31 protein-coding genes are annotated in these 26,253 nt (G+C 63.5%); 19 read left to right on the plus strand and 12 right to left on the minus strand.

Going from position 1 to position 26,253, the window contains the following annotated elements; genetic code table 11:
- Positions 1–26: 26 nt before the first annotated feature.
- On the minus strand, positions 27–422 hold the full coding sequence (locus tag LB526_RS10345) for a hypothetical protein (RefSeq protein ID WP_224627524.1): 396 nt from the start codon (positions 420–422) through the stop codon (positions 27–29).
- The gene (locus LB526_RS10350) at positions 415–666 is read right to left on the minus strand and encodes a prevent-host-death protein (RefSeq protein WP_224525153.1); all 252 of its coding nucleotides are present in this window, start codon (positions 664–666) and stop codon (positions 415–417) included. Before LB526_RS10350 ends, LB526_RS10345 begins: the two co-directional genes overlap by 8 nt.
- Before the next feature lie 212 nt (positions 667–878).
- Between LB526_RS10350 and LB526_RS10355 the strand changes: the two genes are divergently transcribed.
- The 6 genes from LB526_RS10355 to LB526_RS10380 all read left to right on the plus strand — a co-directional run bounded on the left by LB526_RS10355 (position 879) and on the right by LB526_RS10380 (position 6,169).
- On the plus strand, positions 879–1,397 hold the full coding sequence (locus LB526_RS10355; protein ID WP_224525150.1) for an RNA polymerase sigma factor: 519 nt from the start codon (positions 879–881) through the stop codon (positions 1,395–1,397).
- Positions 1,394–2,188, plus strand: coding sequence for an anti-sigma factor family protein (locus LB526_RS10360; protein ID WP_224627525.1), 795 nt, complete (start codon positions 1,394–1,396; stop codon positions 2,186–2,188). The genes LB526_RS10355 and LB526_RS10360 overlap by 4 nt, the downstream gene beginning before the upstream one ends.
- 208 nt (positions 2,189–2,396) lie before the next feature.
- Positions 2,397–3,494 (plus strand): GNAT family N-acetyltransferase/peptidase C39 family protein, encoded by a 1,098-nt coding sequence (locus tag LB526_RS10365; protein WP_224627526.1) that lies wholly within the window; start codon positions 2,397–2,399, stop codon positions 3,492–3,494.
- Between the two features lie 4 nt (positions 3,495–3,498).
- Positions 3,499–4,962 (plus strand): RimK family protein, encoded by a 1,464-nt coding sequence (locus tag LB526_RS10370; RefSeq protein ID WP_224525143.1) that lies wholly within the window; start codon positions 3,499–3,501, stop codon positions 4,960–4,962.
- A gap of 187 nt (positions 4,963–5,149) precedes the next feature.
- Entirely contained in the window at positions 5,150–5,422 is a 273-nt protein-coding gene (locus LB526_RS10375; RefSeq protein WP_224627528.1) for a DUF3303 domain-containing protein, read from the plus strand.
- A 111-nt stretch (positions 5,423–5,533) separates the two neighbouring features.
- On the plus strand, positions 5,534–6,169 hold the full coding sequence (locus LB526_RS10380; RefSeq protein ID WP_140842485.1) for a hypothetical protein: 636 nt from the start codon (positions 5,534–5,536) through the stop codon (positions 6,167–6,169).
- Here LB526_RS10380 and LB526_RS10385 read toward each other — a convergent pair.
- Positions 6,154–6,672, minus strand: a complete 519-nt coding sequence (locus LB526_RS10385; protein WP_224627530.1) for a hypothetical protein — start codon at positions 6,670–6,672, stop codon at positions 6,154–6,156. The two genes, LB526_RS10380 and LB526_RS10385, sit on opposite strands and share 16 nt — an antisense overlap.
- Here LB526_RS10385 and LB526_RS10390 point away from each other — a divergent pair.
- Positions 6,671–7,561 (plus strand): fatty acid desaturase family protein, encoded by an 891-nt coding sequence (locus tag LB526_RS10390; RefSeq protein ID WP_318013262.1) that lies wholly within the window; start codon positions 6,671–6,673, stop codon positions 7,559–7,561. The two genes, LB526_RS10385 and LB526_RS10390, sit on opposite strands and share 2 nt — an antisense overlap.
- A gap of 13 nt (positions 7,562–7,574) precedes the next feature.
- Here LB526_RS10390 and LB526_RS10395 read toward each other — a convergent pair whose 3' ends face one another.
- From LB526_RS10395 to LB526_RS10405, 3 genes are all read right to left on the minus strand, one after another.
- A complete protein-coding gene (locus LB526_RS10395) occupies positions 7,575–9,710 on the minus strand; it encodes a putative bifunctional diguanylate cyclase/phosphodiesterase (RefSeq protein WP_224627532.1) in 2,136 nt (711 codons plus the stop codon).
- 66 nt (positions 9,711–9,776) lie between these two features.
- Positions 9,777–10,415 (minus strand): YfbR-like 5'-deoxynucleotidase, encoded by a 639-nt coding sequence (locus tag LB526_RS10400; protein ID WP_140842479.1) that lies wholly within the window; start codon positions 10,413–10,415, stop codon positions 9,777–9,779.
- The gene (locus LB526_RS10405) at positions 10,415–11,278 is read right to left on the minus strand and encodes a YgfZ/GcvT domain-containing protein (protein ID WP_224627533.1); all 864 of its coding nucleotides are present in this window, start codon (positions 11,276–11,278) and stop codon (positions 10,415–10,417) included. Before LB526_RS10405 ends, LB526_RS10400 begins: the two co-directional genes overlap by 1 nt.
- Before the next feature lie 85 nt (positions 11,279–11,363).
- Here LB526_RS10405 and LB526_RS10410 point away from each other — a divergent pair, with 85 nt between their 5' ends.
- Both LB526_RS10410 and LB526_RS10415 read left to right on the plus strand, forming a co-directional pair.
- Positions 11,364–12,695 (plus strand): dihydroorotase, encoded by a 1,332-nt coding sequence (locus LB526_RS10410; RefSeq protein WP_224607420.1) that lies wholly within the window; start codon positions 11,364–11,366, stop codon positions 12,693–12,695.
- Positions 12,696–12,745: 50 nt separating this feature from the next.
- The gene (locus tag LB526_RS10415; RefSeq protein ID WP_224627773.1) at positions 12,746–12,970 is read left to right on the plus strand and encodes a hypothetical protein; all 225 of its coding nucleotides are present in this window, start codon (positions 12,746–12,748) and stop codon (positions 12,968–12,970) included.
- A 122-nt stretch (positions 12,971–13,092) separates the two neighbouring features.
- Here LB526_RS10415 and LB526_RS10420 read toward each other — a convergent pair whose 3' ends face one another.
- From LB526_RS10420 to LB526_RS10435, 4 genes are all read right to left on the minus strand, one after another.
- Entirely contained in the window at positions 13,093–13,881 is a 789-nt protein-coding gene (locus LB526_RS10420; protein WP_224525117.1) for a hypothetical protein, read from the minus strand.
- 123 nt (positions 13,882–14,004) lie between these two features.
- Positions 14,005–14,262, minus strand: a complete 258-nt coding sequence (locus LB526_RS10425; RefSeq protein WP_040984202.1) for a hypothetical protein — start codon at positions 14,260–14,262, stop codon at positions 14,005–14,007.
- Positions 14,263–14,616: 354 nt separating this feature from the next.
- On the minus strand, positions 14,617–14,994 hold the full coding sequence (locus tag LB526_RS10430) for a TIGR02301 family protein (protein WP_224607704.1): 378 nt from the start codon (positions 14,992–14,994) through the stop codon (positions 14,617–14,619).
- Between the two features lie 71 nt (positions 14,995–15,065).
- Positions 15,066–15,491, minus strand: a complete 426-nt coding sequence (locus LB526_RS10435) for an NUDIX hydrolase (protein WP_140842471.1) — start codon at positions 15,489–15,491, stop codon at positions 15,066–15,068.
- A 116-nt stretch (positions 15,492–15,607) separates the two neighbouring features.
- Between LB526_RS10435 and LB526_RS10440 the strand changes: the two genes are divergently transcribed.
- Entirely contained in the window at positions 15,608–16,309 is a 702-nt protein-coding gene (locus LB526_RS10440; RefSeq protein ID WP_224627534.1) for an SOS response-associated peptidase, read from the plus strand.
- A gap of 170 nt (positions 16,310–16,479) precedes the next feature.
- Here LB526_RS10440 and LB526_RS10445 read toward each other — a convergent pair whose 3' ends face one another.
- The gene (locus tag LB526_RS10445) at positions 16,480–16,635 is read right to left on the minus strand and encodes a hypothetical protein (protein ID WP_095766957.1); all 156 of its coding nucleotides are present in this window, start codon (positions 16,633–16,635) and stop codon (positions 16,480–16,482) included.
- A 391-nt stretch (positions 16,636–17,026) separates the two neighbouring features.
- On the opposite strand from LB526_RS10445, the gene cysS reads away from it, so the two are divergent.
- The 9 genes from cysS to LB526_RS10490 all read left to right on the plus strand — a co-directional run bounded on the left by cysS (position 17,027) and on the right by LB526_RS10490 (position 25,141).
- A complete protein-coding gene (gene cysS / locus LB526_RS10450; RefSeq protein WP_224627535.1) occupies positions 17,027–18,478 on the plus strand; it encodes a cysteine--tRNA ligase in 1,452 nt (483 codons plus the stop codon).
- Between the two features lie 274 nt (positions 18,479–18,752).
- Positions 18,753–19,151 (plus strand): endonuclease domain-containing protein, encoded by a 399-nt coding sequence (locus LB526_RS10455; RefSeq protein WP_224627536.1) that lies wholly within the window; start codon positions 18,753–18,755, stop codon positions 19,149–19,151.
- Entirely contained in the window at positions 19,148–19,534 is a 387-nt protein-coding gene (locus tag LB526_RS10460; protein ID WP_224627537.1) for a VOC family protein, read from the plus strand. Before LB526_RS10455 ends, LB526_RS10460 begins: the two co-directional genes overlap by 4 nt.
- Before the next feature lie 21 nt (positions 19,535–19,555).
- Positions 19,556–20,047, plus strand: a complete 492-nt coding sequence (locus LB526_RS10465) for a GFA family protein (protein WP_224627538.1) — start codon at positions 19,556–19,558, stop codon at positions 20,045–20,047.
- Positions 20,044–20,520, plus strand: a complete 477-nt coding sequence (locus LB526_RS10470; protein ID WP_224627539.1) for a GFA family protein — start codon at positions 20,044–20,046, stop codon at positions 20,518–20,520. The genes LB526_RS10465 and LB526_RS10470 overlap by 4 nt, the downstream gene beginning before the upstream one ends.
- On the plus strand, positions 20,517–21,482 hold the full coding sequence (pip, locus tag LB526_RS10475) for a prolyl aminopeptidase (RefSeq protein ID WP_224627540.1): 966 nt from the start codon (positions 20,517–20,519) through the stop codon (positions 21,480–21,482). The genes LB526_RS10470 and pip overlap by 4 nt, the downstream gene beginning before the upstream one ends.
- Before the next feature lie 52 nt (positions 21,483–21,534).
- Positions 21,535–23,151: a citramalate synthase gene (cimA, locus tag LB526_RS10480; protein ID WP_224627543.1), complete on the plus strand. Its 1,617-nt coding sequence runs from the start codon at positions 21,535–21,537 to the stop codon at positions 23,149–23,151.
- Between the two features lie 311 nt (positions 23,152–23,462).
- Positions 23,463–24,392: an EamA family transporter RarD gene (rarD, locus tag LB526_RS10485; protein ID WP_224627545.1), complete on the plus strand. Its 930-nt coding sequence runs from the start codon at positions 23,463–23,465 to the stop codon at positions 24,390–24,392.
- Positions 24,393–24,454: 62 nt separating this feature from the next.
- A complete protein-coding gene (locus LB526_RS10490) occupies positions 24,455–25,141 on the plus strand; it encodes a glutathione S-transferase (protein ID WP_224627547.1) in 687 nt (228 codons plus the stop codon).
- Positions 25,142–25,145: 4 nt separating this feature from the next.
- On the opposite strand, the gene LB526_RS10495 is transcribed toward LB526_RS10490, so the two are convergent.
- On the minus strand, positions 25,146–26,141 hold the full coding sequence (locus tag LB526_RS10495; protein ID WP_224627549.1) for a transporter: 996 nt from the start codon (positions 26,139–26,141) through the stop codon (positions 25,146–25,148).
- Positions 26,142–26,253 lie beyond the last annotated feature (112 nt).

Consider the following 26,253-nt stretch of genomic DNA (forward strand, 5'->3'; position numbering starts at 1 on the left):
GGCTGGAGCTCCTTGGGTCGTTGCGGCTATTTTCGAACGATCCCGCGCAGCCGGCGCTGGTCGGCTGCCTCTTTGATGAGGCCAGCAATCTTTCGAACGAATGCTGGACTGAAAGAACCGATGGGTTTCACCGTGACGAGGTCGTAAGCTTCGTCGGTCCGCACCCGGTTGTACTCGTCGAGGATCAGCCATGACGGAAAATCGAGGCCGCCCCTCCGACACTCGATCTCACTGACTGCAATATACGTGCGGATCGCGTCGGGTTGCTGCGACGTAAGCGGGAACAGGAACAGCGCCGCCGGCGTAGTCGGAGTTCTGACCACGACGCAGACAGGACGCGCATTGCGGCCGGATTCTTCACCAGCATCAGCCTGCCGCGCCCACAAATAGTAGTATCGAAGCAGGTCGCCGGGTTTAAACATCCGGCTCGTCACCGACTATGATGGCTTCCAACCCCGACATCAGTTCGTCGTGGACCTCGTCCGGTGCACCCTCCAGCGTGTAAGCGGCGGCATGAGACGAACCGACGAGTTGCCGGTATTGTCTGGCCGATAGGATGATCAGCTTCTCCTTGCCGCGTTTTGTGAGAGCGACGGGCTCAATCATCGCCGTTTCGAGGATTTCGCCCGACGCGCGGTTCATATCTGAAAAGGTGAATTGCTTCATTGGTCACCTCATACGTGATATACCTAGTATACCTATATTACGTAATTAAACAATCCGTCCTGCGCACTTTGAGTCGGGAATAAACCGGCCTGCGCCATCGTTTTGAATATGCTTGGGTAACCGCAGCGGTTGGGCCGCTTTGCGCTGACTGCTTGCACCGCGCCGCAAAGGCGCGTTCTATCCGGATGGAAGCGACCTCGAAACAAGCGGTCATGGACGACAAGAAGGCAGCGATCCTGAGCGAAATACCGCGGCTGCGGCGCTATGCGCGCTCGCTGCTGCGCGAGCGCGATTCCGCCGACGACCTGGTCCAGGATTGCCTGGAGCGGGCGCTCGTGCGGCTCGACAACTGGCAGACGGGAGAGAGCCCCCGGAGGTGGCTGTTTACGATCATGCATCACTTGTTCATCGACCAGATGCGCAAGGTCAACCGGCGAGGCGAGGCGGCGATACTGCCTCTCGAAGCCGGTGAGGCCCAAGCCGCGCCCGCCGATCAGGTCGAGACCATCGCCTCGCGCGAGATCATGGATGCCTTGCAGGCGATCAGCCCCGATCGCCGCGCGGCATTGGTGATGGTCGCCATCGAGGGCTTTTCCTATGCCGAGGCCGCCAACATCCTTGGCGTGCCGGCCGGCACGCTGATGTCGCGCATCGCGCGCGGCCGCGAGGAATTGCGAGGATTGCTCGACGACACATCGCGCCGCCGCTCGATAAGGATCGTCGAGAAATGACCCGCAGCGATTTTTCCGAACGCGATATCCATATGGCCCTCGATGGCGAGCTGCCGGGCGAGGAGCGCATGGCTTACGACGCCTGGCTCGAGACCAATCCCGAGATGAAGGCAAAGTCCGCGCGCTACATTGCCGATCGCGCCGCCATGCGCGCCGCCCTGTCCGGCGTGATGGACGAGCCGGTGCCGGCAAGGCTGCGGCAGGTCGTGCTTGGCGAGGCGCCTGCAAAAGCATCGCCCTGGCGCTCGCGCTGGTGGCTCTCGGCCGCGGCCGCCGTTGTGCTCGCTGTGGGCGGCCTCGGCGGCTATGTCGCCGGCATCGACAGCGTCAGCCGCGGCGACGACGGCGACGACCAGCTCGCCGAGCAGGCGATCGCCGCCCATGTCCTGTACGCCGCCGAGAAGCGCCATGCCGTCGAGGTCCCGGCAAGCGACAAGGACCATCTCCAGACCTGGCTGTCGAACCGAGTCGGGCTGAAGCTGGTTGCGCCCGACCTGGCGGCCGAGGGCTTCCAACTGGTCGGTGGCCGGCTGCTGCCGGCCGGCGGCCAGGGCAAGGCGGCGATGCTGCTCTACGAGGACGCCAAGGGCGAGCGAATCTCGCTCTTTGTCACCGCCGAATCGTCGGCGACGTCCAAAGGCACCTATACTGCCGAGGGGGGCGGACCGGAGGCGGTCTACTGGCTGGATAAAGGCTATGCTTGCGCCGTCGTCGGCTCGTTGCCGCCGGAGCGGCTGTCGGATGTCGCAAAAACCGCTTATGGCCAGCTCGTGGCAGGCATATCGAGCTGAACCGGCTGCCTTTTTCGGCGGCCGGCAGCCCTTTGAACGGCAGTCCTGTTCAAACGCTTTGCCCTTTCCAGCCGGGGCGGAAACTGTCACAATTCAGCCCTAATCAAGGAGCGATAGCGCTTGATGAATACTGGCGGTCCGGCCGGTGTTCGCGACGCATCCACCGGGGCCGTTTTCTTTAACCCAATCGAGGTTCTCCCAAGCCCGCATGCCTGCCGAGATCCGCAAGGCCCGTGCGTCAGACGTCGATGACCTCGCCGCCATCGAGAAGGCTGTTTTTCCGGGCGACAGGCTCTCGCGCCGCTCCTTCCGCCAGTTCATCGAACGCGAAACCGCCGAGATGCTGGTGGCTGAGAACGAGGGCCGTGTCGCCGGCTATGCGGTGGTGCTGTTTCGCAAGGGCAGCGGCGTGGCGCGGCTCTATTCCATCGCCGTCGGTCCGTTCTTCGGTCGGCTCGGCATCGGCCGCCTTCTGCTGGCGGCCGCCGAGGAAGCGGCCTTCGAGCACGACCGGCTGTTGCTGCGCCTCGAAGTGCGCGAGGACAATCAGCGCGCCATCCGTATCTACGAAGAGGCCGGCTATCGGAAATTGGGCCGCGAACCCGACTATTACGAGGATGGCGCGACCGCGCTGCGCTACGAAAAGACGCTGCGCGGCGACACGCCGACCGCGACCAGGGTGCCGTTCTACCAGCAGACCTGCGAGTTCACCTGCGGCCCTTGCTGCCTGATGATGGCGATGGCCAATTTCGACCGCGGCTTCGTGCCAGATCCGGTCATGGAGATTCGCCTGTGGCGCGAGGCCACCACGGTCTTCATGATGTCCGGCCCTGGCGGCTGCGAGCCCTTCGGCCTGGCCGTCGCCGGCTACGAGAGCGGGCTCGGCGCCGAGATATTCGTATCCTTCTACGGTGCCCTGTTCCTGCAGTCGGTGAGGAGCGAGGAAAAGCGCCGGGTGATGGAACTCGCCCAGGTCGATTTCCGCCGCCGTGCCGAACTTTACGGTATCCCTGTCAATTACCGTCCGTTCGGCATCGGCGACATCCGTGATGCCCTCGCCGGGGGCAAGCTGGTGGTGGTGTTGGTCAGCGGCTTCCTGATGTTCGGCAAGAAGGTGCCGCATTGGGTGCTGGCCATCGGCGACGATGGCGACCATATCCTGATCCACGACCCCTGGGTCGAGGATGAAAGGCAGGAAACGATCCTCGATGCCGCGAATATTCCGGTGCCCTACGACATCTTCATGAACATGGCGCAGTTTGGCCGCGACGGTTTGCGCGCCGCCATCACTCTGGGAAAACGCTGAGACAATGACCTGGGTTATCCTGACAGGCAGGCAGAACGATCTCGATCAGGTGGCCACACCCCACAAGATCATCACCAACCGCGACTATCTCGCGCATCCGGCGCTGTTCCGCGGCCAGCGGCCGAAGGTGATCAACCTGTCGAACAATTACGGCTACCAGAGCCGCGGCTACTACGCCTCGCTTCTCGCGGGCTCGCGCGGCCACAGGGTGATCCCGACCGTCGAGACCATGATCGACCTTTCGGAGCGCAAGCTCTACGAGCACGCGCTGCCGGAGCTCGAGCTTGCCTTGAACAAATGCCGCAAGGATCTCGGCGGGATTTTTCCGGCCAAGGTCGCGATCTTCTTCGGCATCGGCCCGTCGAAAGTATGGGATCGTTTCGCCAAATTGTTGTTCGACTGGTTCCGCGCGCCGGCGCTCGAGGTCCATATCAAGGACAGCGCCGAATGGGCCTCGATCCGCAAGATCGGCTTCCTGCCGCTTGCCCGCATGTCCGAGGATGAGGAAGAGTTCTTCCTGCAGTGCCTGGACACTTACACCAACCGCGAATGGCGCGACACCAAGGGCCGCACGCCGGCGCGCTATACGTTCGCGACGCTGGTCGACCCGCATGAGGAACTGCCGCCGTCGGAGATTTCCTCGCTGCGCTATTGGGCGAGAATCGCCGAGAAGATGGGCGTCGAGGTCGAGCCGATCACCAGGAAGGACCTCGCCAAACTCGCTAACTACGACGCGCTGTTTATCCGCGAGACCACGGCGATCTCCAACCACACCTACCGCTTCGCGCGCCGCGCCCAGCAGGAAGGCATGCCGGTGATCGACGATCCGCTGTCGATGATCCGCTGCACCAACAAGGTCTATCTCAACGAGCTGATGACCTACAACAAAGTGCCGGTGCCGCCGACGGTGATGATTGCCGGCACGTCCGACTTCGAGGTGGCGGCGCAAACACTGGGTTTTCCGCTGGTGCTGAAGATCCCCGATTCGTCTTTCTCGCGCGGCGTCAAGAAATGCGAGAACATGGCGGAGCTGACCAAGCTCGCGACCGAATGGCTGGACGATTCCGATCTCTTGATCGCGCAGAAATTCATCCCGACCGAATATGACTGGCGCGTCGGCGTGCTCGGCGGCCAGCCGCTGTTTGCCGTGCATTATCTGATGGCGAAAAAGCACTGGCAGATCGTCAACCACAAAGCCAGCGGCAAGCCCGACCAGGGCGGCATCAAGACGTTCACGCTGAAGCAGACGCCGCCGCATGTCGTCGAGACGGCGGTGCGGGCGGCAAAATGCATCGGCGACGGGCTCTACGGCGTCGACCTCAAGGAGACCAAGGACGGGGTCTTCGTCATCGAGGTCAACGACAATCCCAACCTCGACCATGGCTGGGAGGATTCCGGCGAGAAGGACGAACTCTGGGTGCGGCTGACGCAGTGGTTCCTGGAGCGCCTGGAAAGGCCGGACAAGTAGCGGCGGGAGAAGAGGAACTGGGGAACTGAAATTGAAGAATTGAAGAATTGAAGAATTGAAGAATGGAGTGTCTGGCGGAACCATCCGTCCTCGCTTTCTCAGCTCCTCGTTTCCTGATCTCCTCAGTTCATTAGTTCCCCAGTTCCTCAATTCCCCAAGTCGCAATCACTCAAACCGAGGGAAACAAATGCTGTTCCTAGTGATCGAGGACTTTCATGGCGCGGACCGCAAGGAGATCTATCGCCGCTTCCGCGACAAGGGCCGGCTGAAGCCCGATGAGCTCGTTGTCCACCACTCCTGGATCGCGGCCGATATGAGCCGCTGCTTCATGTTGGTGGAGGCCGATGACGTCACGATCCTGCAGCGCTGGGCCATCGAGTGGAACGACCTCGTCGAGTTCGAGATTGTTCCGGTAGCGACGAGCAAGGACATGGTCGCGGCGCTGGCCGGGCATCTCTAAGCGAATATCCTGGCCCGCCGTTTCTTCAATTTGCGCAGAACTGCCTAACTGCGTCTTAAGCCCGGCTTGCTATTCCGCCTATATTGTGGATTGCCCAGAGGCTCTAAAAAGATGATCAGGCTGTTTCAATCGGGCAATTGCGGCCAAATTCTTTACCTCGTTCTTTTGGTCTTCTTGATTGGGTTTGATTTTGCCAAGGACCCTATCCAGCATTTTCTGGTCGGGACCAAAGAGAACATTCAAAGGCAGATCTATGCGGCTGACGGCAACAGTATGGCCCTGAGCCAAAAGTCCTTTGTCGAGGAACTGAGGACGCCGGACTATGGGATGCACGATAAGCCGAAATCCGCCGAGCAACTTGCTTCCGGCATGGTCGCCAGAGGGCTCGCTATGGAGGCAAAGAGCTCCGCCATCGGCACGGTCTATATCTCCATCCTTGTGGCGATGGGCTTTGCCACCATCGTCGCGATCATTTGGATGGTATTCGCCCGCGTGCGCGACATTGGTTGGCCGGCCGCGGTAGGGTTCGGCGTTCTTGCGCCGAAGCTTGCAATTTCAGTTCTTCCCGGCAGTCTTCCGCCGCCGGCCTTTGACATCCTGCAATACAGCTTCATCGCCGCGATAATCGTGCTTGGGTTCGTGCCGGGTGGATTTGCCCACGGACCGCGTGCCGAACCGGCTCGGCAGGCAATCATACCCGAGCCGGCGCGTCGTGCCCCTGGCCAATTCGGTCAAAGACGGCGCTGAGCTGCGGCGCCAAGCGCCGGCGATCCGACCGCGCGCACGCATTCCCCAATCAGCCATTCGCGGAACGCCGCCACGATATCGCGTCCGGCGCCGCGTTCCGGGATCGTCGGGCAGTAGGGCTGGCGCGACTCCAGCGATCTGGCAACGGGCCGGACCAGCCGGCCGTCTTCCAGCGCCTGGGCGCAGTAGGCGCCTTGCGCCTTGCGCCAGCGCCATGCCCAGCCCTGAAATGGCGAGATCGAGCGCTGCCCGCGACGAATACGCGGAGAGACCGCTCTGCATTGCGTGGTCCGCTTCGCTTCCCCGTCGCCTCGAAGCAGTTGCGCCAGGATGGGAAAGATGCGCCGGTCGGTCCTCAGTCGGTCCGCGCAAGGAGGGAAGGGCGGCCATGACAATCCGAAAGATAGGATTACCTTACCTCTTTCGTGGAAATCCTCGTTTTTCGAGAGGTTTGTTTCTGGGTATCGTGATCTCATGAACGCAATCGACCACGACGCAGCCATCGACCATCGCTCCGTGATAGCCTCGCTGACGAATGAGGAGCGCAGCCGGCTGACCGGCAAATCGGATGGGCCGGCCCTCGTTCAGTTGGCGCTCCATCTCGGCGCGATCCTCCTCTTCGGCGCGCTGATCGCGGCCAAGGTGCCGTTCTGGCCGATCCTGATGCTGCCGCAGGGCATCCTGATCGTGTTCCTGTTCACGCTGCTGCATGAAACGGTGCACAGGACGGCGTTCGAAACGCAGTGGTTGAACGATACCGTCGCGCGCTTTTGCAGCCTGGCGCTCGCGCTGCCGGCCGACTGGTTCCGCTACTTCCACTTCGCCCATCACCGCTTCACCCAGGATCCCGAAAACGATCCGGAGCTGGCTTTCCCGAAGCCCGAGACGGTGCGGCAATACATCGTCCACGTCTCCGGCCTGCCGGTGTGGTGGGGGCATGTCAAGACGCTCTACACCAATGCAATTGGGCGCTGCCGCGACACCTACGTGCCGCCGAAGGGCTTGCCGAAGGTGAAGGCCGAGGCACGGGCGATGACCGCCTTCTATGTCGTCCTGCTGGCGCTTGCGGTCTGGTTCAGGGCCTCGGTGCTGCTCTATGTCTGGATGGTGCCGGCGCTGCTCGGCCAACCGTTCCTCAGGCTTTATCTGCTGGCCGAGCACGGCCGCTGTCCCTTCGTCGCCAACATGCTGGAAAACACCCGCACGACGCTGACCAACTGGTTCGTGCGCAAGCTCGCCTGGAACATGCCTTACCATGCCGAGCACCACGCCTATCCCGGCGTGCCTTTCCATCAGCTGCCGGAATTTCACCGCCTGATCGAGCGGCATCTCAAGGTGGTCGAGCCAGGCTATGTCAGCTTCCATGCGAAATATGTCGGGACGCTACGCTGACGGACGGTGTCACTCAGCCTGATTGGCGCAGCTGCGCCTGCGAGCGCAGGAGCCTGCCAATGTCGGACGCCTTGGCCGGCACGCCGATCAGAAAGCCTTGCGCCTCGCCGCAACCGGCTTTGCGAAGCATATCGAGCTGCGCTTCGGTCTCGACCCCTTCGGCGGTGACGGTGATGCCGAGCTCGGCGCCGAGCCTGATCACCGTGCGCACGATCGCCGCCGTGTCGCGCTTGTCGAGGTCGCGGATGAAGGAGCGGTCGATCTTGATCTTGTCGACGGGGAAGCGCCGAAGGTAGCCGAGCGAGGAATAGCCGGTGCCGAAATCGTCGAGCGCGATGCGCACGCCGAGACCGCGCAACTGGCTCAGCGTCTTCTGCACCGCGTCGCTTTCGTCCATCATCACCGTCTCGGTGATTTCGAGCTCCAGGCGGTTGGCCGGCAGGCCGGAAAAGGCAAGCGCCGAGATCACGCTGCGAGCGAAGCCCCCGCTCTTGATCTGCGCGGCCGAGACATTGACGGCCATGCGCATCTCCGGCGGCCAGTCCGCCGCCACGTTGCAAGCCTTGCGCAGCGCCCAATCGCCGAGCTGCACGATCCGTCCGGTTTCCTCGGCGGCCGCGATGAAGTTTTCCGGCGATACCAGGCCGCGCGACCGCGAGCGCCAGCGCATCAGGGCTTCCGCGCCGACAATTTTGCCGGAGCCGATGTCGAGGATCGGCTGGAAGTCGAGTTCGAATTCGCGCCTGGACAGCGCTGCCTCGAGATCGGCCTCGAGCGCCCGGCGCTCCCGCATCAGCGCATCCATGCCCTGCTCGAAGAAGCGGTAGACGTTGCGCCCTTCGCTCTTGCCCCGGTAGAGCGCCATGTCGGCGTTGGTGAGCAGCGTGTCGGCGTCGTGTCCGTCGCCGGGATAGAGCGCGATGCCGAGGCTCACGCCAACATGCATCTCTCGCCCCTTGTCGCGATAAGGCTTGCCGACGATCTCGACGATGCGCTTGGCGAGCTTTTCGGCGTCGGCGACGCTCTTGATGCCCGACTGGATGATGGCGAATTCGTCGCCGCCGAAGCGCGCCACCACGTCCTTGCTGCTGCGCACGGCCTGCTGTAGCCGCTTGGCGACGCATTTCAGCAGCCAGTCGCCGGCCGGGTGGCCGAACGTGTCGTTAACGGCCTTGAAGCGGTCGAGGTCGAGCGACAGGATTGCCAGCGGCTTTGCCTCGCCAAGCGCCTGGTCCAGCTTTTCGCGAAACATCGACCGGTTGGGCAGGTTGGTCAGCGTGTCGTGATGCGCAAGATGCGTCATGCGCTCTTCGGTGCGCCGGCGCTCGGTGACGTCGTCGAAGGTCACCACCCAGCCACCGCCGCTCATCGGCTGACGGACAACCAGAAATGTCCTGCCGTCGGCAAGATACCGGTAAGTCGAATGCATCTGCCCCGCCCGCAGGCAAGCTTCGGTCTTGGCGACTTCGCTGTCGACATCGATCTTTGTGTAGATGCCGAGCTCCAGCAGTCGTTTGAGCGCGTCCCGGTGCGTCGTGCCGAACGGGAAATCCGCCGCGGCTACGTTGTAGAGCTCCAGAAAACGCTGATTGCGCACGATCATCTTGCCGCCGGCGTCATACATCAGCAGGCCTTGCGACATGTTGGCTAAGGCAGCGTCGAAGCGGCGGTGCTGCTCCTTCAGCTCCTTTTCGGCGCGCCGTTGCACGGTCACGTCCTCGTAGATCGAGACCCAGCCGCCGGAAGCCAGCGGCCGGTGCGAGATGACGATGATGCGTCCATCCGCCAGAGCCTCCTCATAGGTCGAGGGCTTCGCGCCGTCGATATAGGGCTTGCGGACGGCATAGAGCTCCTCGGCGCTTTGCGAGGCGATGCCGATATCGACGCTGTGCTGGAGGATGTCGAAGAAGCGGATGCCGGGCTTCATCACCTTGGCGTCGAGGCGGAAGAGGTCGATGTAGTTGCGGTTGCAGATAATCATCCGCTCATCGGCGTCGAACATGCACAGGCCATGCGACATGTTCTCGACAGCCGCCGCGAAGCGCTCGTTCTGCGCGCGAAGTTCTTCGGCTATTCGTCGCACCGGGCCAACACCGGCCGCTCTTCGCTTGCCGGCGAACGAACCAGTCTTGACATGTGCGCGGGGCATGAGCACGCCTTCGGATCGTAACCGAACGCAAATACTGTCCTGCTCGCCGGTTAATTTAGCGTTCTATTAAGGGGTGGAATTGACCGCGCGCGAAGACTGGCGCCTGGTTTCCAGCGTCTTGAAACGCCTGAGAAAAGCTGTTTGCGCCCAAGTCACGGATTTTGGTGTGAAGTCGAAGCTATCGGCGGAGAAGCCGCGCGGCCGGCCGAAATACTCGGTCGCCTCAGCGGTCGAAAAGCCGGCCAGTAGCGTCGCCTCGTAATAGGCGGCGATCTGGTCGGCGCGCTTGATGTCGTTGCGCAAGGAGGCGGCGAGTTCCGCCGGCAGCGAGAAACGCAGATGGATCGCGCGCTGCAGGCGCAGCTCGCAATCCTTGTAGGAACCGCCCATCACCGATTTGAACGGCGAGATCATGTCGCCGATGACATATTCCGGCGCATCATGCAGCAGCGCTGCGAGCCGCGCCTCGGCCGGGGCTGCAGGCGCCAGTTCACCGTAGAGAGCTTCGACCAGCAGCGAATGCTGCGCCACCGAGAAGGCATGGTCGCCTCTGGTCTGGCCGTTCCAGCGCGCGACGCGGGCGAGCCCGTGCGCGATATCGGCGATCTCGATGTCCAGCGGCGAGGGATCGAGCAGGTCGAGCCGCCGGCCGGACAGCATGCGTTGCCAGGCGCGCGGCGGCGCGCCGGCCCGGTCGGCCGCCATCAGGCCCCCTCCGCGCTGACCGCACCTTCAGGGAAGGTGTACTTCACCCAGGCGGGAATGGCGAGCCTTACCGGAATCTCGCCCGCCGTGATCGCCTCGCCGGCATCCAGCGCCGCCTTGACGCGGTCGATGCGGGCAATGGCGAGCCCGGTCCGGTGGCCGACAGACCCGAGCGTGCCCACCAGTCGGCCGGCCACGGTTAGCTCGGTCCCGGCGGCGGGCAGGGGGCTGTCGGCCGAAGCGATTAGCACACGGCGCCGCGCGGTGCCGCGATGCTGCATGCGCGAGACCACTTCCTGGCCGATATAGCAGCCCTTCTTGAAACCGACGCCGCCCGTCTCGTCGAGCAGCACGTCATGCGGGAAGGCATCGCCAAGCTGGTAGTCGCTGCCGCTTTCGACAATGCCGTTGCCGATGCGCATGTTCAGCCAGCCATTCGGGTCGCCGCCGTCCCGCGCCTCGCCGCCATAAGTGCGCGTAACCGTGATATTTTGAAACCGCGTGTCGGAGAGCGCTGTTGAATCAAAACGTGAGGCGGTTGAATCATCACCCCATGCGACTGTGACAAGCACCTTATCCTGCTTGGCGATCTCGGCCTTTGCCCTTAGCCGGTAAAGCATCAGCCTGCGCACGAAGTCGTCGGCGATGTCGGCCCGGCATTCCAGTTGGAAGCCATCGTCGCCGGCGCGCGAGACCAGGAAATCGAACAGAATCTTGCCCTGCGGCGAAAGCAGCGCGCCAGGTTTTGCCTGGCCCCGGCCGAGGGCGTCGAGATCGGTGGTGAGGATGTTCTGCAAAAAATGCTCGGCATCGGGGCCTGACACGGAAATGAGCGCGCGGTCTTTGATTTGGGCAAAGGGCATGAGCGTGAAATCGGCCTGATCTTGCAAAACGTCCGGTCATTACGTAAGCCGGCCACACTCCCCCCGCAAGAGATTGGACCTGCCCATGGCAACCACCTTCGACCTCATCCTGACAGGCGGCACGGTGGTCAACCATGACGGCGAGGGACGGCGCGACATCGGCGTGAAGGCCGGACGCATCGCGCGGATCGGCGATCTCGGCCAGGCTTCGGCCGGCGAAACCATTGACTGCACGGGCCTGCACATCCTGCCTGGCGTCGTTGACAGCCAGGTGCATTTTCGCGAACCGGGGCTGGAGCACAAGGAGGATCTGGAAACCGGCTCCCGCGCCGCGGTGCTGGGCGGCGTCACCGCCGTCTTCGAAATGCCCAACACCAATCCGCTGACCACCAGCGAGGCAGCACTTGCCGACAAGGTGCGCCGCGCTACCGGCCGCATGCATTGCGACTTCGCCTTCTGGGTCGGCGGGACGCGCGACAATGCTCGTGATGTCGGCGAACTGGAACGGCTGCCGGGCGCGGCCGGCATAAAAGTGTTCATGGGCTCGTCCACCGGCGATCTTCTGGTCGAGGACGATGAAGGCGTCGCCTCGATCCTGCGCAACACCCGCCGCCGCTCCGCCTTCCACTCGGAGGACGAGTTCCGCCTGCGCGAACGGCTCGGCGAGCGCGTCGACGGCGATCCGTCGTCGCATCCCGTCTGGCGCGACGAGATCGCGGCGCTGCGTTGCACGGAGCGGCTGGTGCGCATCGCCAGGCGGACACGCGCGCGCATCCATGTGCTGCACATATCGACGGCCGAGGAGATCGTCTTCCTCGAGCAGCACAAGGATGTCGCGACCTGCGAGGCCACGCCGCATCATCTGACGCTGAGCGCCGACGACTATGCGCGGCTTGGCACGCTCATCCAGATGAACCCGCCGGTGCGGGCGCCACGCCATCGTGAAGGCGTCTGGCACGGCATTTCGCAGGGCATCGTCGATGTCCTTGGCTCCGACCACGCGCCGCACACGCTGGCCGAGAAGGCGAAGCCCTATCCGGCCTCGCCGTCCGGCATGACCGGCGTGCAGACGCTGGTGCCGATCATGCTCGACCACGTCAATGCCGGCCGGCTCAGCCTGCAGCGCTTCGTCGACCTTTCCAGCCATGGTCCTCAGCGCATTTTCGGCATGGCCAGGAAAGGCCGCATCGCCGCCGGCTACGATGCCGATTTCACGATCGTCGACATGAAGCGGCGCGAGACCATCACCAACGCGCAGGCCGGCTCCAGGGCCGGATGGACGCCCTATGACGGCAAAGAGGTCACCGGCTGGCCGGTCGGCACCATCGTGCGCGGCACGCGCGTCATGTGGGAAGGCGAGATCGCGACACCCGGCCAGGGCAGGGCGGTGGAGTTCTCCGAGGCGCTGCCGGCCTGATCCCGCCGACATTGGATTTGTTAAGTGCTCTGCATTATCTTGAGTGGGCTATGCCCGCGAATATTGCGCCGATCATTCCTGCGGAATTTCCTGAGCTCCAGGCGCTCGCCTGGAACCGCGATGTCGCGCGCCCTATTCCCGCGAAAGAGGCCTTTGCGCTTTACGAACGCGACTGGCGCTTTGTCGACCAAAAGCGCCTTACGGCGCGTGAGAAGCTGCTTATCATGAAATTGGCCGACGAATTCGGTCACGGCATCCTTCTGACCACTGCCTGAGCCATCGCAACAATCCTCGGCAGTAGGACGATCCGCTATGATCGTGTTTCTTCGCGCCCCCCTCTGCCCGGCAGGACAGAGGGGGGCGCTGTCCCGCCAGCCTTACCGAGTAAGGGCGAAATTCAATCCCCGGCGACGAAGAACAGCCACTGTCCCGTCGGCGTGATGCCGACGCGGTAGAAGATGTAGGCGCCGAACTGCTTCATGTCGTCATAGTCGCTGGCGGTGACCAGCTTGAACAATTCGACGCGCTGCCTGGCATCGAGCTTGTCGAGCGGCAGCGCGAAGAAATACGGCCAGACATAGAGTTCCTGCGGCGTGCCGGTGTCGACATGCACATAGCCGGCCGAAAGCACCTCTTCCAGGATGGCGAGGATTTCCTGGCCGTCGCCGTCGCCCGAAAGGCTCTTGAGGAAGGTGACCGGGTCTCCATCGATGTCGCCCAGCGACAGTTGCGTCATGGAATCGCCTTTGCCGATCAGCGGCCTCAGCTTCTCGATGTCGCCGGTCCGGCAGGCCTCGATGAGCAGCCCGTGCATGCGCTTGACTGGTTCGGGAAGCGTGTTGAGGTCGTAGACGACCGCGGGCGGCGGCGCGTCAGGGTCTGCGCGCGGGCTGGTGATGCCGCCATTGGCGGGCGGCGTCTCCGGCTCCGACTTGTCGGTGTCGTCGGCCGGCTGGCCGTCCGCGGGCTTGGTGCCGGGCGGCTCCGGCATCGGCACGGCAGCGCCGGGCGCGGCGCTGTCGCTATTGGCGGGCGGGGTGACCGGCGAAGGCACGTCCTCGCGCTGAATCTCGCTCAGCGCGTAGGAAGGCGTGCTGGTAAGGCACAGAGGCAGCGCCAGGCAGGAGGCGGCGATCAGGATGCTGAGGGCCAGCCCGCGCGGCCGACCTGACATCGAAAATCTCACCGCTTGCCTCTCCATGGTTCCCGGGCTCGGCCCGGCCGGCACATTGATGTCCGAGCGCATGGACATGATGCCCAAACGGCGCGTCAAAAGTCACTATCAAAAAGTCGCTGTCAAAACGGGTGGCTAGTGCTTCAGCCGTTCCGGCTCGAACGCGCCGGCGATCACTTTTTCCCGCATGCGGTCGAGCAGGGCAAGCGCCGAGGTCTCGCCATTGGCGCGCAACATCTCGCCGAAAGCGGTCTCCAGCGCCGCTTCGGCGATGATTTCCGGTTCGATGCCGGCCGACAGGCCCTCGGCCCACGCTTCGCTGTGGCTCTCCACGGCAGTCAGCCGCTTTTCTTCCCTGACCAAAGCGTCGATGTCGCTGACACCATGTTCCATTGCGATATCCACTTTCTACAAGCGTCGATCCGACGAGGGATCCGGCTTGGTCTGTCAGTTCGTCCGCAGTCTCAATTTAAGTCTTTGTAAATACGACATTTTTACGGTCGAAATCCACATTCCGGGCGAGACTGCCCTCAATTGATGCCAAGCTTAGCCGATTAGACCGGCTTGGGGCATCGAAACCTTCAGTTTGAGTTAATTCCACAACTGCGCGCTAACGTTTCATTAATACTGTTGCGCAAGTGCAACACATGATTGCACCAGAGCGGGACAGGACACAATAAGGCACGTCACATTGGCGCCGATTGCCCGCAACAAATCTGGGCAAAACGCGCAGCGGTCGAGCCGGTCTCAATTGCCGTAGCGGGAAGCGATGTCGCGCGACAGCGTCTCGCCTTCCTTCATGTAGCGGGCGATGGCCTCGGTCGCCGAAGGCGTGCATCGCGTGTAGGTGCCGCTGAAGGAGCGGTAGCCGCGGTTGAACGAGGCGATGAAGCGGGCGCGCCGGTCAGCATCGGGATTTTCCGATTCGAGCAGCTTTTCCATCTCGACCCGCCACTTGTCGCCCTTCTCGCCACACAGGTTGCGCAGGAAGTGCAGCGATCCCAGGACTTCCGCCAGCCGCATCAGCCCGGGCTCGAAAGGCGCCTCGGCGGCAGGCGCTGGGGACGCTGCGACGGTCATGCTGACGGCGAGGCACGCGGCGAGAAAAGCGGGAGCGCGGGTCATCAAAGCCTTGCGGTGAAAGGGCAGGGCTTTGTGGCGAAACATTTCGTCGCCTGCAAGGCCATTCTGGATGCTCACCGCCTTGTGCCTTGCGCTGACCCAAGCAATTCCTCGGCGACCGAGAACACATCGCCCGCAAGCGGCATTCCTGCCATTTCCGCCAGCGTGTAGAACGCAGCGGTCTCGGCATCGTCGCTGGCAACGGGCTCGCCGCCGGCATAGGCCGCGCCGAACACGGTCAGCAGGTAGTCGACCGCGTGGTTTTCAGCATGGCCGTCGATATGGATGTCGCGTAGCGGCCGGTAGCCTGTTGCCTCGAGCCCGGTCTCTTCCTGCAACTCGCGCGCCGCGGCTTGCGCAAGCGTTTCGCCCGGCTCGACCTTGCCGCCGGGATAGGCATAGAGCCCTTGCGACGGCGCCCGCGCGCGCTTGACCAGAAGCACGGTGCCGCCGCGCACGACGGCGACGGAAACGGCCGGTATGATCTTGCGCTGTTCCATGCGTGCCGATCTTTCTGCAGCCTTTTGTGGATCGATTGGGCGAATCCAGCTTTAGCCGTTGCGGCCTGGCGGTTCCATCGCCACTTTCATGGCACATCAACTGACGAGCCCGATCCATGTGCGGACGCTTTGCCCTGACCGCGACGCCGGACCAGACCGCCGCCTTGCTCGGCCTGGCCGAGCTGGAGGAATTTCCGGCGCGCTACAACATCGCGCCGACGCAGCCGGTGCTTATGGCGCTTGCCGGGCCGCGGCGGGAGCCGGGCTCGAACCTGCCGGATCGTCAGGCGATGCTGGTGCGCTGGGGCCTGATTCCTGCCTGGGTCGAGGACACCAAGGCGTTTCCGCTGCTCATCAACGCCCGCTCCGAAGGCGTGCTGCAAAAGGCTTCGTTCAAAACCGCCATGCGCCACCGCCGTGCTCTGGTGCCGGCCTCCGGCTTTTACGAATGGCAGCAGTCGGGCGGCAAGAAGGGCCAGCCTTACTGGATCCGGCCGAAGCGAGGTGGGGTGATTGCCTTCGCCGGCCTGATCGAGACTTACTCCGAACCTGGCGGTTCCGAGATGGACACCGGTGCGATCATCACGACCGAGGCCAATGCCGGCATCGCCCATATCCACGACCGCATGCCCGTGGTGATCGAGGAGTGCGACTTCGCCCGCTGGCTCGATTGCCGCACGCAGGAGCCGCGCGACGTGCTCGATCTGCTGAAACCTGCCGAGCCCGATTTCTTCGAGGCGATTGCGGTTTCAGACCTGGTCAACAAGGTCGCCAACACCGGGCCGGAGATTCAGGAACGGGGCGTCGTCGGGCCATAGGCCGAGAAGCCCAGGCGCCAGAAGCCCGGCGCGGACGAAAACCAAATGACGCTCTTTTAGCGAAGGCTGCTCGCCTCGAGAGGCTGCTTTGGGGCCTTCATCTCCAGGGCGCTTGTTTGCGCCCTCATCGCCGGCGTCCCCATGATCGGGGACCGTGCCGGTCGTTCTTGTCAGGCGGCGCGCGGCGAGACGATCTTCTGCGTCGGCTTCTTCTTCTTCGCGGTGTGAAGAAGCGCTGCGACGATGGCCGCCGGGCCGATCGCGCGGTAGTGGCTGGCGAGAGCCGGCTGCGTTTGTCGGTCCTGTTCCTGCTTGGTGCGAGCCATGATTCTCTCCCTGATAACGGTTTCGTGTTCAGCGTTTGTCGGCTGATTCCGACCAAATCGTGACTTCTGGCGGTCTAGTCGGCGAATGTTTCATCACTGTGCCGACATGTTTAATAAAATGTTTCGGCCTGTCTTTACCTGTGACCCAACGACATCTTTCCTGAGCGGAGCGACTTGACGGCAACACCCGCCGGCGCGATAAAGCCGCCCATGAAAACGTCTTTCGCCATTTGTGGCATTTGCATTATTGGCTAGCTTCGCGCTGGTCCGGACGTTTTCGCCTCATCTTTCCCCAGATCGGAAAAAACGCCCCGGCCAGCAGGCTGGAGCCTGATTTGCGCCGTCGGCGCAGAGCTGGTTCCAGTGAACCCAAATTAAGGACCGGGACCGCATGTCGGACGCATCGAAGGGCCTCAGCCTCTACAACACGCTGACGCGGGCGAAGGAACTTTTCGTTCCGATCGATCCGCACAACGTGCGCATGTATGTCTGCGGCCCGACCGTCTACGACTTTGCCCATATCGGCAATGCGCGTCCGGCGATCGTCTTCGACGTGCTCTTCCGTCTGTTGCGCCATCTCTACGGCGAAAGCCATGTCACGTATGTGCGCAACATCACGGATGTCGACGACAAGATAAATGCCAGGGCGCTGCGCGACTTCGGCGGCGACATCGCGGCCGGAAAGCTGTCGCTCAACGACGCGATCCGCAAGGTCACCGAAAAGACCGCCGATCAGTACCACAAGGATGTCGCCGCACTCGGTTGCCTTGAGCCCACCTACGAGCCGCGTGCGACCGAGTTCGTCGCGCCGCGCGCCGACGGCAAGGCCGACATGCTGTCGCTGATCCGGCAGCTGATCGAGCGCGGCCACGCCTATGTCGCCGGCGGCGAGGTGCTGTTCGACACCGCCTCGATGCCGGACTATGGCGAGCTCTCGAAGCGCAATCTCGACGAGCAGCAGGCTGGCGCGCGCATCGCTGTCGACGCGCACAAGAAGAACCCCGGCGATTTCGTGCTGTGGAAACTGTCGAGCCCGGAAGAGCCCGGCTGGGAGAGCCCGTGGGGCAGGGGCCGGCCCGGCTGGCACATCGAATGCTCGGCCATGTCGGCCGCCTATCTTGGCGAGGTCTTCGACATCCATGGCGGCGGCTTGGACCTGATCTTCCCGCACCACGAGAACGAGATTGCCCAGTCGCGCTGCGCCCACGGTACCAAGGTCATGGCCAATGTGTGGATGCACAACGGCTTCCTGCAGGTCGAAGGTCAGAAGATGTCGAAGAGCCTCGGCAATTTCTTCTCGATCCATGAGCTGCTGGAGACCGACACTTTCGGCAGCCGCGCCTGGCCGGGCGAGGTGCTCAGGCTGGCGATGCTGATGACGCATTACCGCGAGCCGATCGACTTCTCCGTGCGCAAGCTGGAGGAAGCCGAAAACACGCTGCGCAAATGGAAGCGCGCCGCAGACCTCGCGCCTGTGGCGGCAGAAGAATTGCCGGCCGAGGTGGTGGAAGCGCTGTCGGACGACCTCGCCACCTACACTGCCTTCCAGCGGCTGACGCAGCTCGCCGGCGAGGCGGTTGAGCACACCGGTGCCAATGAGAATACTGCCGCCGCTTCGCTGAAGACTGCGCTGGCCTTCCTCGGCTTCGATACGGGCGCGGCCAAGGTGGACGAGGAAGCGATCGCCAAGGCGATCGCCGATCGGCTGAAGTTTATCGCTGCCAAGAACTGGGCCGAGGGTGATCGAATCCGCAACGAGCTCCTGGCGCAGGGCGTGCAGCTGAAGGACGGCAAGGATCCGGTTACCGGCGAGCGCGTGACGACCTGGGAGATCAAGAGGTGAGCGACCTTGCGGGGTTGGCGAAAGCGTCGGCGACGGCCAATCTCCCCCCTTGCGGGGGAGATGTCCGGCAGGACAGAGGGGGGTGTGAAGGAACGCCAGCGCCTCAGCTTGCTCGCTTTGGCGACAACCATCTTCTGAGAGCGCAGCACTCCCGAGTTGCGGCCATGCTGGCGGGACAGCACCCCCCTCTGTCCTGCCGGACATCTCCCCCGCAAGGGGGGAGATTAGCCGACGCGTCCGGTTTCGCTAATCTCCAGCGGAAGGCGGTCTGAACATGGGCCACGACCGCGTTCCATCCCGTCAGCGCAAGAACGCCAAGTCCATGCGCCGCGCGATGACCGATGCGGAGCTGAAGCTCTGGAACGAGTTGCGCGCGCATCGCTTGATGGGCATGAGCTTTCGACGGCAGGTGCCGATTGGACCTTACATTGTTGACTTCGCATGTTCAGCGCATCGACTCATAGTCGAGGTAGACGGCAGCCAGCATGCCGATGCGGAACACTCACGATATGACGAGGCAAGAAGTGCATATCTAAGCGCAAGCGGCTGGACCATCCTGCGCTTCTGGAACGACGACGTGATCCGCGATATCGACAATGCCTGCCAGCACATCGTCATCGTGGCCGGCCTGGCCGATGCACCCGCGCCACAAACGGAGGAGCTCGTCCCGTGATCGATCATCTCGGCATCAATGTCTCCGACTTCGAAAAGTCTAAGTCCTTCTACGACAAGGCGATGGCGCCGCTGGGGGCTTCGCTGCTTTACATGGTGCCGGAAGAATATACCGGCGGCGCCAAGGTTGGCGGCTATGGCCGTGACCGGCCGGTGTTCTGGCTGAGCGATAGCACGGACAAGCCCAAATCCACCCAGCATGTCGCCTTCACCGCCCGCAGCCGCGCCGAGGTCGACGCTTTCCATGCGGCAGCGCTTGCCGCAGGCGGCAAGGACAATGGTGGGCCGGGCCTGAGGCCGCACTACCATCCCAATTATTACGGCGCCTTCGTCTTCGATCCCGACGGCAACAATGTCGAGGCGGTCTGCCATGATGCGGAGTAAGCCGATGATCAGGAGTGAGCGATGAGCCTCGACAACCGGCCGGTCTATACAGGCGGCTGCCAGTGCGGCGCCGTGCGCTTCCGCGTCGAGGGCGCGCTAGGTGACGCTTCTGTCTGCCATTGCCGCATGTGCCAGAAGGCGAGCGGCAATTTCTATCTGCCGCTGGTCTCGGTGCGCGGCGCCGCGCTCGACTGGACGCGCGGCGAGCCGAAGCGCTTCCGCTCGTCCAACGCCGTCTGGCGCGGCTTCTGCGCCGAATGCGGAACGCCGCTGACTTTCGAGGCACCGGATGGCACAGCACTGGCGATCGCCGCCTTCGATGATCCGACCGGCATCGCGCCCACCATCCAGTGGGGCATCGAAGCAAAGCTTCCCTATGTCGACGCCATCCCCAAACTGCCGTCCGAGGACACGATGGCCGATATCGCGTCTGCGCCTTACCTGGCCGAGCTCGTCTCCTATCAGCATCCCGATCACGACACCGACCAATGGCCGCCGGAGGAAAGACCATGACCGACCAAATTCGAACAGGCGGCTGCCAGTGCGGCGCCGTACGTTTCCGCGTCCACGGCAAGCTCGGGCGCCCGTCCATCTGCCATTGCCGCATGTGCCAGAAACAGTTCGGCAATTTCTTCGGCGCGCTGGTGACGGTGCCGAAGGACGGCGTCGAGTGGACCCATGAGGAGCCGAGCTACTTTCAGTCCTCGGTCAACATCGACCGCGGCTTCTGCGCCCGCTGCGGCACGCCGCTGACCTATCGCCAGCCCGGCTCGCTGGAGATCGCCATCGGCGCTTTCGACGACCGCTCCGACCTCGCGCCGCAGATCCAGGTGAATTACGCGGTTCGCCTGCCTTGGGTGGAAAAGATCTTCGAGGCGCCGATCCTTGACGACCCCGACTTCTATCGGCGGCAGGAACAGATCATCTCTTTCCAGCATCCCGACCACGAGACGGCCAACTGGCCGCAGCAGGGCTTGAAACTATGACGATCCACAGCGGTTCCTTGCGTACGCTCTACCCCGAGATCGAGCCGTTCGATTCCGGCATGCTCGACGTCGGCGACGGCCACACCGTCTATTGGGAGCGCTGCGGCACCAAGGGCGCCAAACCCGCCGTGTTCCTGCATGGCGGCCCGGGCGGTACCATCTCGCCGAAACACCGGCGCCTGTTCGACCCGAAACTCTATGACGTCATCCTGTTCGACCAGCGCGGTTGCGGCAAGTCGACACCCAACGCCTCGCTGGAGGCGAACACCACCTGGCACCTCGTCGCCGATATCGAGCGCCTGCGCGAGATGGCTGGCTTCGACAAATGGCTTGTCTTCGGCGGCTCCTGGGGCTCGACGCTGGCGCTCGCCTACTCCGAGACGCATCCCGAGCGTGTCAGCGAGCTCGTCGTGCGCGGCATCTACACGCTGACCCGCGCCGAGCTCGAATGGTATTATCAGTTCGGCGTCTCAGAGATGTTTCCCGACAAATGGGAGCGCTTCCTGGCCCCGATCCCGGAGGCCGAGCGCGGCGACATGATGGCCGCCTATCGCAGGCGGTTAGTCGGGTCCGACCGCAAGGCGCAAGTGGAAGCTGCCCGCGCCTGGAGCATTTGGGAAGGCGAGACGATCACGCTGCTTCCCGAGCCCGAGACCAGCGACCCGTTCGCCCAGGACGACTATGCGATCGCCTTCGCCCGTATCGAGAACCACTATTTCGTCCATGCCGGCTGGCTGGAGGAGGGGCAGCTTTTGCGCGACGCCTGGAAGCTGAAGGACATCCCCGGCACCATTGTCCACGGCCGCTATGACATGCCGTGCCCGGCGAAATATGCCTGGGCGCTGCACAAGGTCTGGCCGAAGGCGGATTTCCACCTCATCGAGGGGGCAGGCCACGCCTATTCGGAGCCCGGGATTCTGGACCGGCTGATCCGGGCGACGGATCGGTTCGCGGGGAAATAGTGATGCACGTCGCTCTCCACTGCGAAGGATCGCAGCCTTTCGAGCTACAGCCATGACCAAGCAACGCCTTTACCTCTTCGACACGACCCTTCGCGACGGCCAGCAGACGCCGGGCATCGATTTTTCCGTCGAGGACAAGATCGCGATTGCCAAGCTGCTCGACGACTTCGGCATCGACTATGTCGAGGGCGGCTATCCGGGCGCCAACCCGACCGACACGACCTTCTTCCAGAAGAAACGGACTGAGAGCGCGAAATTCGTCGCCTTCGGCATGACCAAGCGGGCAGGGGTCTCGGCTTCCAACGACCCGGGGCTGGCGGCGCTGGTGCAGTCGAAGTCGGACGCCATCTGCTTCGTCGCCAAGAGCTGGGACTATCATGTGCGCGTTGCGCTCGGCTGCACCAACGAGGAGAATCTGGAATCGATCAAGGCCTCGGTCGAGGCGGCGGTCGCTTCGGCCAAGGAGGCCATGGTCGACTGCGAGCATTTCTTCGACGGCTTCAAGGCCAATCCGGATTACGCGCTGGCCTGCGCCAAAACCGCCTACGATGCCGGCGCGCGCTGGGTGGTGCTGTGCGACACCAATGGCGGCACGCAGCCTTCGGAAGTACGTGCCATCGTCGAAAAGGTCATCGCCGGCGGCATCCCGGGCGATCATCTCGGCATCCATGCCCATGACGACACCGGCCAGGCGGTGGCGAATTCCCTCGCCGCCGTCGAAGCCGGCGTGCGTCAGATCCAGGGCACGCTGAACGGCATCGGCGAGCGCTGCGGCAACGCCAATCTCATCTCCATCATCCCGACGCTTTCGCTGAAGCCCGCCTTCGCCGATCGTTTCGAAACCGGCATTTCGACCGAGGCGCTGACCGGAATCTCCAGGCTCTCCCGCGCCTTCGACGAATTGCTCAACCGGGCGCCGGAAGCGCAGGCACCCTATGTCGGCTCCTCCGCCTTCGCCACCAAGGCCGGTATCCACGCCTCGGCCCTGGCCAAGGAGCCGGCGACCTATGAGCATGTGCCGCCGGAAGCCGTCGGCAACCGCCGTCGCGTCATGGTCTCGGACCAGGGCGGCAAGGCCAATTTCCTCGCCGAGCTGAAGCGGCGCGGCATCGACGTGCCGAAGGACGATCACCGGCTCGACGCGCTGATTGCAGTGGTCAAGGAGCGCGAGGCTGAGGGCTATGCCTATGAGGGAGCCGACGCCTCGTTCGAGCTGCTTGCCCGCAAGATGCTGCACGGCCTGCCGGAGTTCTTCAACGTCACCTCCTTCCGCTGCATGGTCGAGCGCCGCTTCGACGCCAACGGCAATCTGAAGACCGTCTCCGAGGCGATCGTGAAGGTCGAGGTCGACGGCGAGGAGAAGATGTCGGTGGCCGAAGGCCACGGTCCGGTCAACGCGCTCGACATCGCGCTGCGCAAGGATCTCGGCAAGTACCAGAGCGAGATCGTCGACCTCGAGCTCGCCGACTTCAAAGTGCGCATCCTCAACGGCGGCACCGAGGCCATCACTCGCGTCCTCGTCGAATCGCACGATTCCACTGGAGCCCGCTGGTGGACGGTCGGCGTGTCGGAAAACATCATCGACGCCTCCTTCCAGGCGCTGATGGATTCGATCGTCTACAAGCTGATGAAGAACCGCGAGATGGCGGGACTGGTGGCGGCGGAGTAGGCCGCCGCCCTTCCTCGCCCCCACAAGGTGGGGGAGAGGTGTCCCGGCGCAGCCGGGACGGAGAGGGGGCGACCTTCGCGAAGCCAGAGTCAATGCAAGAGAGGGCGCGAGGTTGGTCACCAGAATGCTTACCCGAAGCGGTGATTGTCAGCCGCGGCGCTGACCCCTCTCCGTCCCGGCTTCGCCGGGCCACCTCTCCCCACTCCGTGGGGCGAGGAACTGCGACTTCCTTGAACCATCACCAAAACTCCATTGATCCATCATAATTTTGTGATGGTCTTGGGCGGTCCGCTGGGCCATAGCGTTGGGCCATGGTCACCGCTACAGCCGATCTCGATCAAGACGCCAAGGGCCGCCACGGCTTCCTCCTGGCGCTTGGCGCCTATTTCCTTTGGGGGCTCTTGCCCTTCTACATGAAGGCGGTGGCGCATCTGCCGCTTGCCGAGGTGATCGCCAACCGCGTCGTCTGGTCGGTGCCGATCGCCGCGGCGGTGCTCATCTGGGCCGGCCGCACCGCCGACTTCAAGGCGGCGATCCGCTCGCCGAAAAGCCTTGCCATGGCGGCGCTGACGGCGGTGCTGATCTCGATCAACTGGGGCATCTATGTCTGGGCGATCGCGGTCGACCGCACCGTCGAGACGGCGCTCGGCTATTACATCAACCCGCTGGTCAGCGTCGTCGTCGGCGCCGTTCTGCTCGGCGAACGGCTCGACAGGCTGCAGATCGCCGCGGTGGCGCTCGCCACGATCGCGGTGACGGTGCTCACAGTCGAGGCCGGCAAATTGCCATGGGTATCGCTGGCGCTCGCCTTCTCCTTTGCCGCCTACGGTTTTTTCCGCAAGACGCTGCCGATCGGCCCGAGCCAGGGCTTCCTGCTCGAAGTGCTTTTGCTGTCGGTGCCGGCGCTTTGCTACATCGTCTACCTGATCGCCACCGGCCAGGATCATTTCATCTCCAGCACGGGTGCCGACGCGGCCTTGCTGATCGGCTGCGGTCCGGTCACCGCAGTGCCGCTGCTGCTCTTTGCCTTCGGCGCCAGGCTGCTGCGCCTGTCCACCATCGGCATCATGCAATATATCGCGCCGACCATGGTCTTCCTGATCGCCGTGCTGATCTTCGATGAACCGTTCGGCACCACCCAGGCCATAGCCTTCGCGCTGATCTGGACGGCGCTGGCGATGTATTCATGGTCGATGTTCAGGGGCCGCGAGGTCCGCCAGCCGGAGCCCGCGATAAAGTAGCTTCCAGGGAAAGTTCGAGACAGTTTTCCGTCTAGGGTTGCATCAAACAGGGCAGGGGACTGATGTACGTTCTGCATATCGGCAACAAGAACTATTCGTCCTGGTCGCTGCGGCCGTGGTTGCTGATGCGCGTCCTCGACATTCCCTTCGAGGAGCGGTTGGCGCCGTTCCCGAGCGGATCGAGTTTCGATCTCTACCGACAATTCTCGCCCAACGGCCGGGTGCCCTGCCTTATCGATGACGGCTGGGCGGTCTGGGATTCGCTCTCGATCGTCGAATACCTGGCCGAACGCCACCAGGGCGTGTGGCCGGCGGAGGCGAAGGCGCGCGCGTGGGCGCGCTCGGCCGCCGCCGAGATGCATTCGAGCTTCACCGCGATGCGCAATGACTGCCCGATGAGCTGCGGCGTGCGCGTCGCGCCATTGCCGATGTCCGGCGCGCTGAAGCAAGACATCTTCCGCATGGGAGATTTGTGGAACTACGGCCTTGCGCGTTTCGGCGGACCTTTCCTGGCCGGCGACCGTTTTGGTGCCGTCGATGCCTTCTTTGCTCCGATTGCATTCAGGGCGCAGTCCTATGGCCTGACTTTCGAAGGCGAAGCGGCTAACTATCCGCGGCGGCTGCTCGACCTGCCGGCCATGCGCGAATGGTACGCGGCCGGACTTGCCGAGACGTGGCGCGAGCCCGGCCACGAAGCCGAAGTCCAGGCCGCCGGCACCATCGTCGAGGATTTGCGGGCGACCGCCTGAAGCGCTACACGCGCCCCAGCCGTCGCACGAACATATAGATGATGCCGGCGATGACGACCGAGATCGCCGTCACCACCCAGAATCCCAGCGGTGTGCCGACCAGCGGCAATCCGCCGACATTCATGCCGAACAGCCCGGAGATGATGGTCATCGGCAACAGCACCGCCGTCATGACGGAGAGGATGTAGAGCAGCTGGTTCGACTGCTCGGTCAGCTTGGCCATCAGCTCGTCCTGCAACAGGCGCGTGCGCGCCTGCAACTGCTCGCCGTCGTGATGCAGAGTGTGCGCCCGGTGCGAGAGCCTGGTCGCCATGTCGTTGATGGGGTCGGGCAGTTCGTTGCGATGCGAATGGTCGAGATGGCGAAAGAGGCTGGTGAGCGTCGCCATCTGCCGGTGGATCAGCACCAACTGCCGGCGCGCGTCGACCAGCGCCTGGCGCTCATTGTGCCATGCATCGCACACGATGCGGTCCTCGATGCCGTCGAGCGTGTCGCCCATCTTGTCGAGCTCGGCCGACATACCGTCGAGCGACTGGCCCATCACCGCCTCGATCAGCTCGGCCGGCGTGCGGAATTTTCGCGCGCCGCTCTCCACCAGCTTGCGGATCTTGTCGACCGATTCCAGCGGCTGCTTGCGGGCGCCGATCAGCATCCTGTCGTTGAAGGCGAAGCGGAAATGGGTGAGCCCGCGCGCCTCGGCGAAATCGTGCCTGAGGTCGGGCAGGTCGCCGTAGAGGAAGTCGTCCTCGAAATCGATCTGGCAGCCATGGCTGGGCGACAGGAAGGCATCGCGCACCGGCGCCGGCAGGGCCTGCTCGGCGCCGATCTCCTGGCGGGCGCGCATGTCGGTGATCTGGTAGCTGCGCCAGCTCCAATGCGCCTCCGCTGGATCCTTGGTGCGGCTTCCATCGGCCTTGAAATGGTAGATGAAGAACAGCCCGTGCTCGTCCGGAAAATAGGGCGAGAGGTCGATGCCTTCGGCGGGGAGGGCGATGTTCATGGCGGCTTCGCCGGCTCTTGATGCGGTCGGGGTCGCCGGGGGCGGCCACGGCAAACCTACCATGGAGGTTGCCGCCTGGTGTGACAGTTCGATGACTACAGCTGCTGTCACT

The organism is Mesorhizobium sp. CA6 (assembly GCF_020165035.1).
Taxonomy (GTDB): Bacteria; Pseudomonadota; Alphaproteobacteria; order Rhizobiales; family Rhizobiaceae; genus Mesorhizobium.

Bases quoted from the DNA above. Each gene is read 5' to 3' on its own strand.
- LB526_RS10345 (WP_224627524.1), bottom strand. From the start codon at position 422: ATGTTTAAACCCGGCGACCTGCTTCGATACTACTATTTGTGGGCGCGG.
- LB526_RS10350 (WP_224525153.1), bottom strand. From the start codon at position 666: ATGAAGCAATTCACCTTTTCAGATATGAACCGCGCGTCGGGCGAAATC.
- LB526_RS10355 (WP_224525150.1), top strand. From the start codon at position 879: ATGGACGACAAGAAGGCAGCGATCCTGAGCGAAATACCGCGGCTGCGG.
- LB526_RS10360 (WP_224627525.1), top strand. From the start codon at position 1,394: ATGACCCGCAGCGATTTTTCCGAACGCGATATCCATATGGCCCTCGAT.
- LB526_RS10365 (WP_224627526.1), top strand. From the start codon at position 2,397: ATGCCTGCCGAGATCCGCAAGGCCCGTGCGTCAGACGTCGATGACCTC.
- LB526_RS10370 (WP_224525143.1), top strand. From the start codon at position 3,499: ATGACCTGGGTTATCCTGACAGGCAGGCAGAACGATCTCGATCAGGTG.
- LB526_RS10375 (WP_224627528.1), top strand. From the start codon at position 5,150: ATGCTGTTCCTAGTGATCGAGGACTTTCATGGCGCGGACCGCAAGGAG.
- LB526_RS10380 (WP_140842485.1), top strand. From the start codon at position 5,534: ATGATCAGGCTGTTTCAATCGGGCAATTGCGGCCAAATTCTTTACCTC.
- LB526_RS10385 (WP_224627530.1), bottom strand. From the start codon at position 6,672: ATGGCTGCGTCGTGGTCGATTGCGTTCATGAGATCACGATACCCAGAA.
- LB526_RS10395 (WP_224627532.1), bottom strand. From the start codon at position 9,710: ATGCCCCGCGCACATGTCAAGACTGGTTCGTTCGCCGGCAAGCGAAGA.
- LB526_RS10400 (WP_140842479.1), bottom strand. From the start codon at position 10,415: ATGGCGGCCGACCGGGCCGGCGCGCCGCCGCGCGCCTGGCAACGCATG.
- LB526_RS10405 (WP_224627533.1), bottom strand. From the start codon at position 11,278: ATGCCCTTTGCCCAAATCAAAGACCGCGCGCTCATTTCCGTGTCAGGC.
- LB526_RS10410 (WP_224607420.1), top strand. From the start codon at position 11,364: ATGGCAACCACCTTCGACCTCATCCTGACAGGCGGCACGGTGGTCAAC.
- LB526_RS10415 (WP_224627773.1), top strand. From the start codon at position 12,746: ATGCCCGCGAATATTGCGCCGATCATTCCTGCGGAATTTCCTGAGCTC.
- LB526_RS10425 (WP_040984202.1), bottom strand. From the start codon at position 14,262: ATGGAACATGGTGTCAGCGACATCGACGCTTTGGTCAGGGAAGAAAAG.
- LB526_RS10430 (WP_224607704.1), bottom strand. From the start codon at position 14,994: ATGACCCGCGCTCCCGCTTTTCTCGCCGCGTGCCTCGCCGTCAGCATG.
- LB526_RS10435 (WP_140842471.1), bottom strand. From the start codon at position 15,491: ATGGAACAGCGCAAGATCATACCGGCCGTTTCCGTCGCCGTCGTGCGC.
- LB526_RS10440 (WP_224627534.1), top strand. From the start codon at position 15,608: ATGTGCGGACGCTTTGCCCTGACCGCGACGCCGGACCAGACCGCCGCC.
- LB526_RS10445 (WP_095766957.1), bottom strand. From the start codon at position 16,635: ATGGCTCGCACCAAGCAGGAACAGGACCGACAAACGCAGCCGGCTCTC.
- cysS (WP_224627535.1), top strand. From the start codon at position 17,027: ATGTCGGACGCATCGAAGGGCCTCAGCCTCTACAACACGCTGACGCGG.
- LB526_RS10455 (WP_224627536.1), top strand. From the start codon at position 18,753: ATGGGCCACGACCGCGTTCCATCCCGTCAGCGCAAGAACGCCAAGTCC.
- LB526_RS10465 (WP_224627538.1), top strand. From the start codon at position 19,556: ATGAGCCTCGACAACCGGCCGGTCTATACAGGCGGCTGCCAGTGCGGC.
- LB526_RS10470 (WP_224627539.1), top strand. From the start codon at position 20,044: ATGACCGACCAAATTCGAACAGGCGGCTGCCAGTGCGGCGCCGTACGT.
- pip (WP_224627540.1), top strand. From the start codon at position 20,517: ATGACGATCCACAGCGGTTCCTTGCGTACGCTCTACCCCGAGATCGAG.
- cimA (WP_224627543.1), top strand. From the start codon at position 21,535: ATGACCAAGCAACGCCTTTACCTCTTCGACACGACCCTTCGCGACGGC.
- rarD (WP_224627545.1), top strand. From the start codon at position 23,463: ATGGTCACCGCTACAGCCGATCTCGATCAAGACGCCAAGGGCCGCCAC.
- LB526_RS10490 (WP_224627547.1), top strand. From the start codon at position 24,455: ATGTACGTTCTGCATATCGGCAACAAGAACTATTCGTCCTGGTCGCTG.
- LB526_RS10495 (WP_224627549.1), bottom strand. From the start codon at position 26,141: ATGAACATCGCCCTCCCCGCCGAAGGCATCGACCTCTCGCCCTATTTT.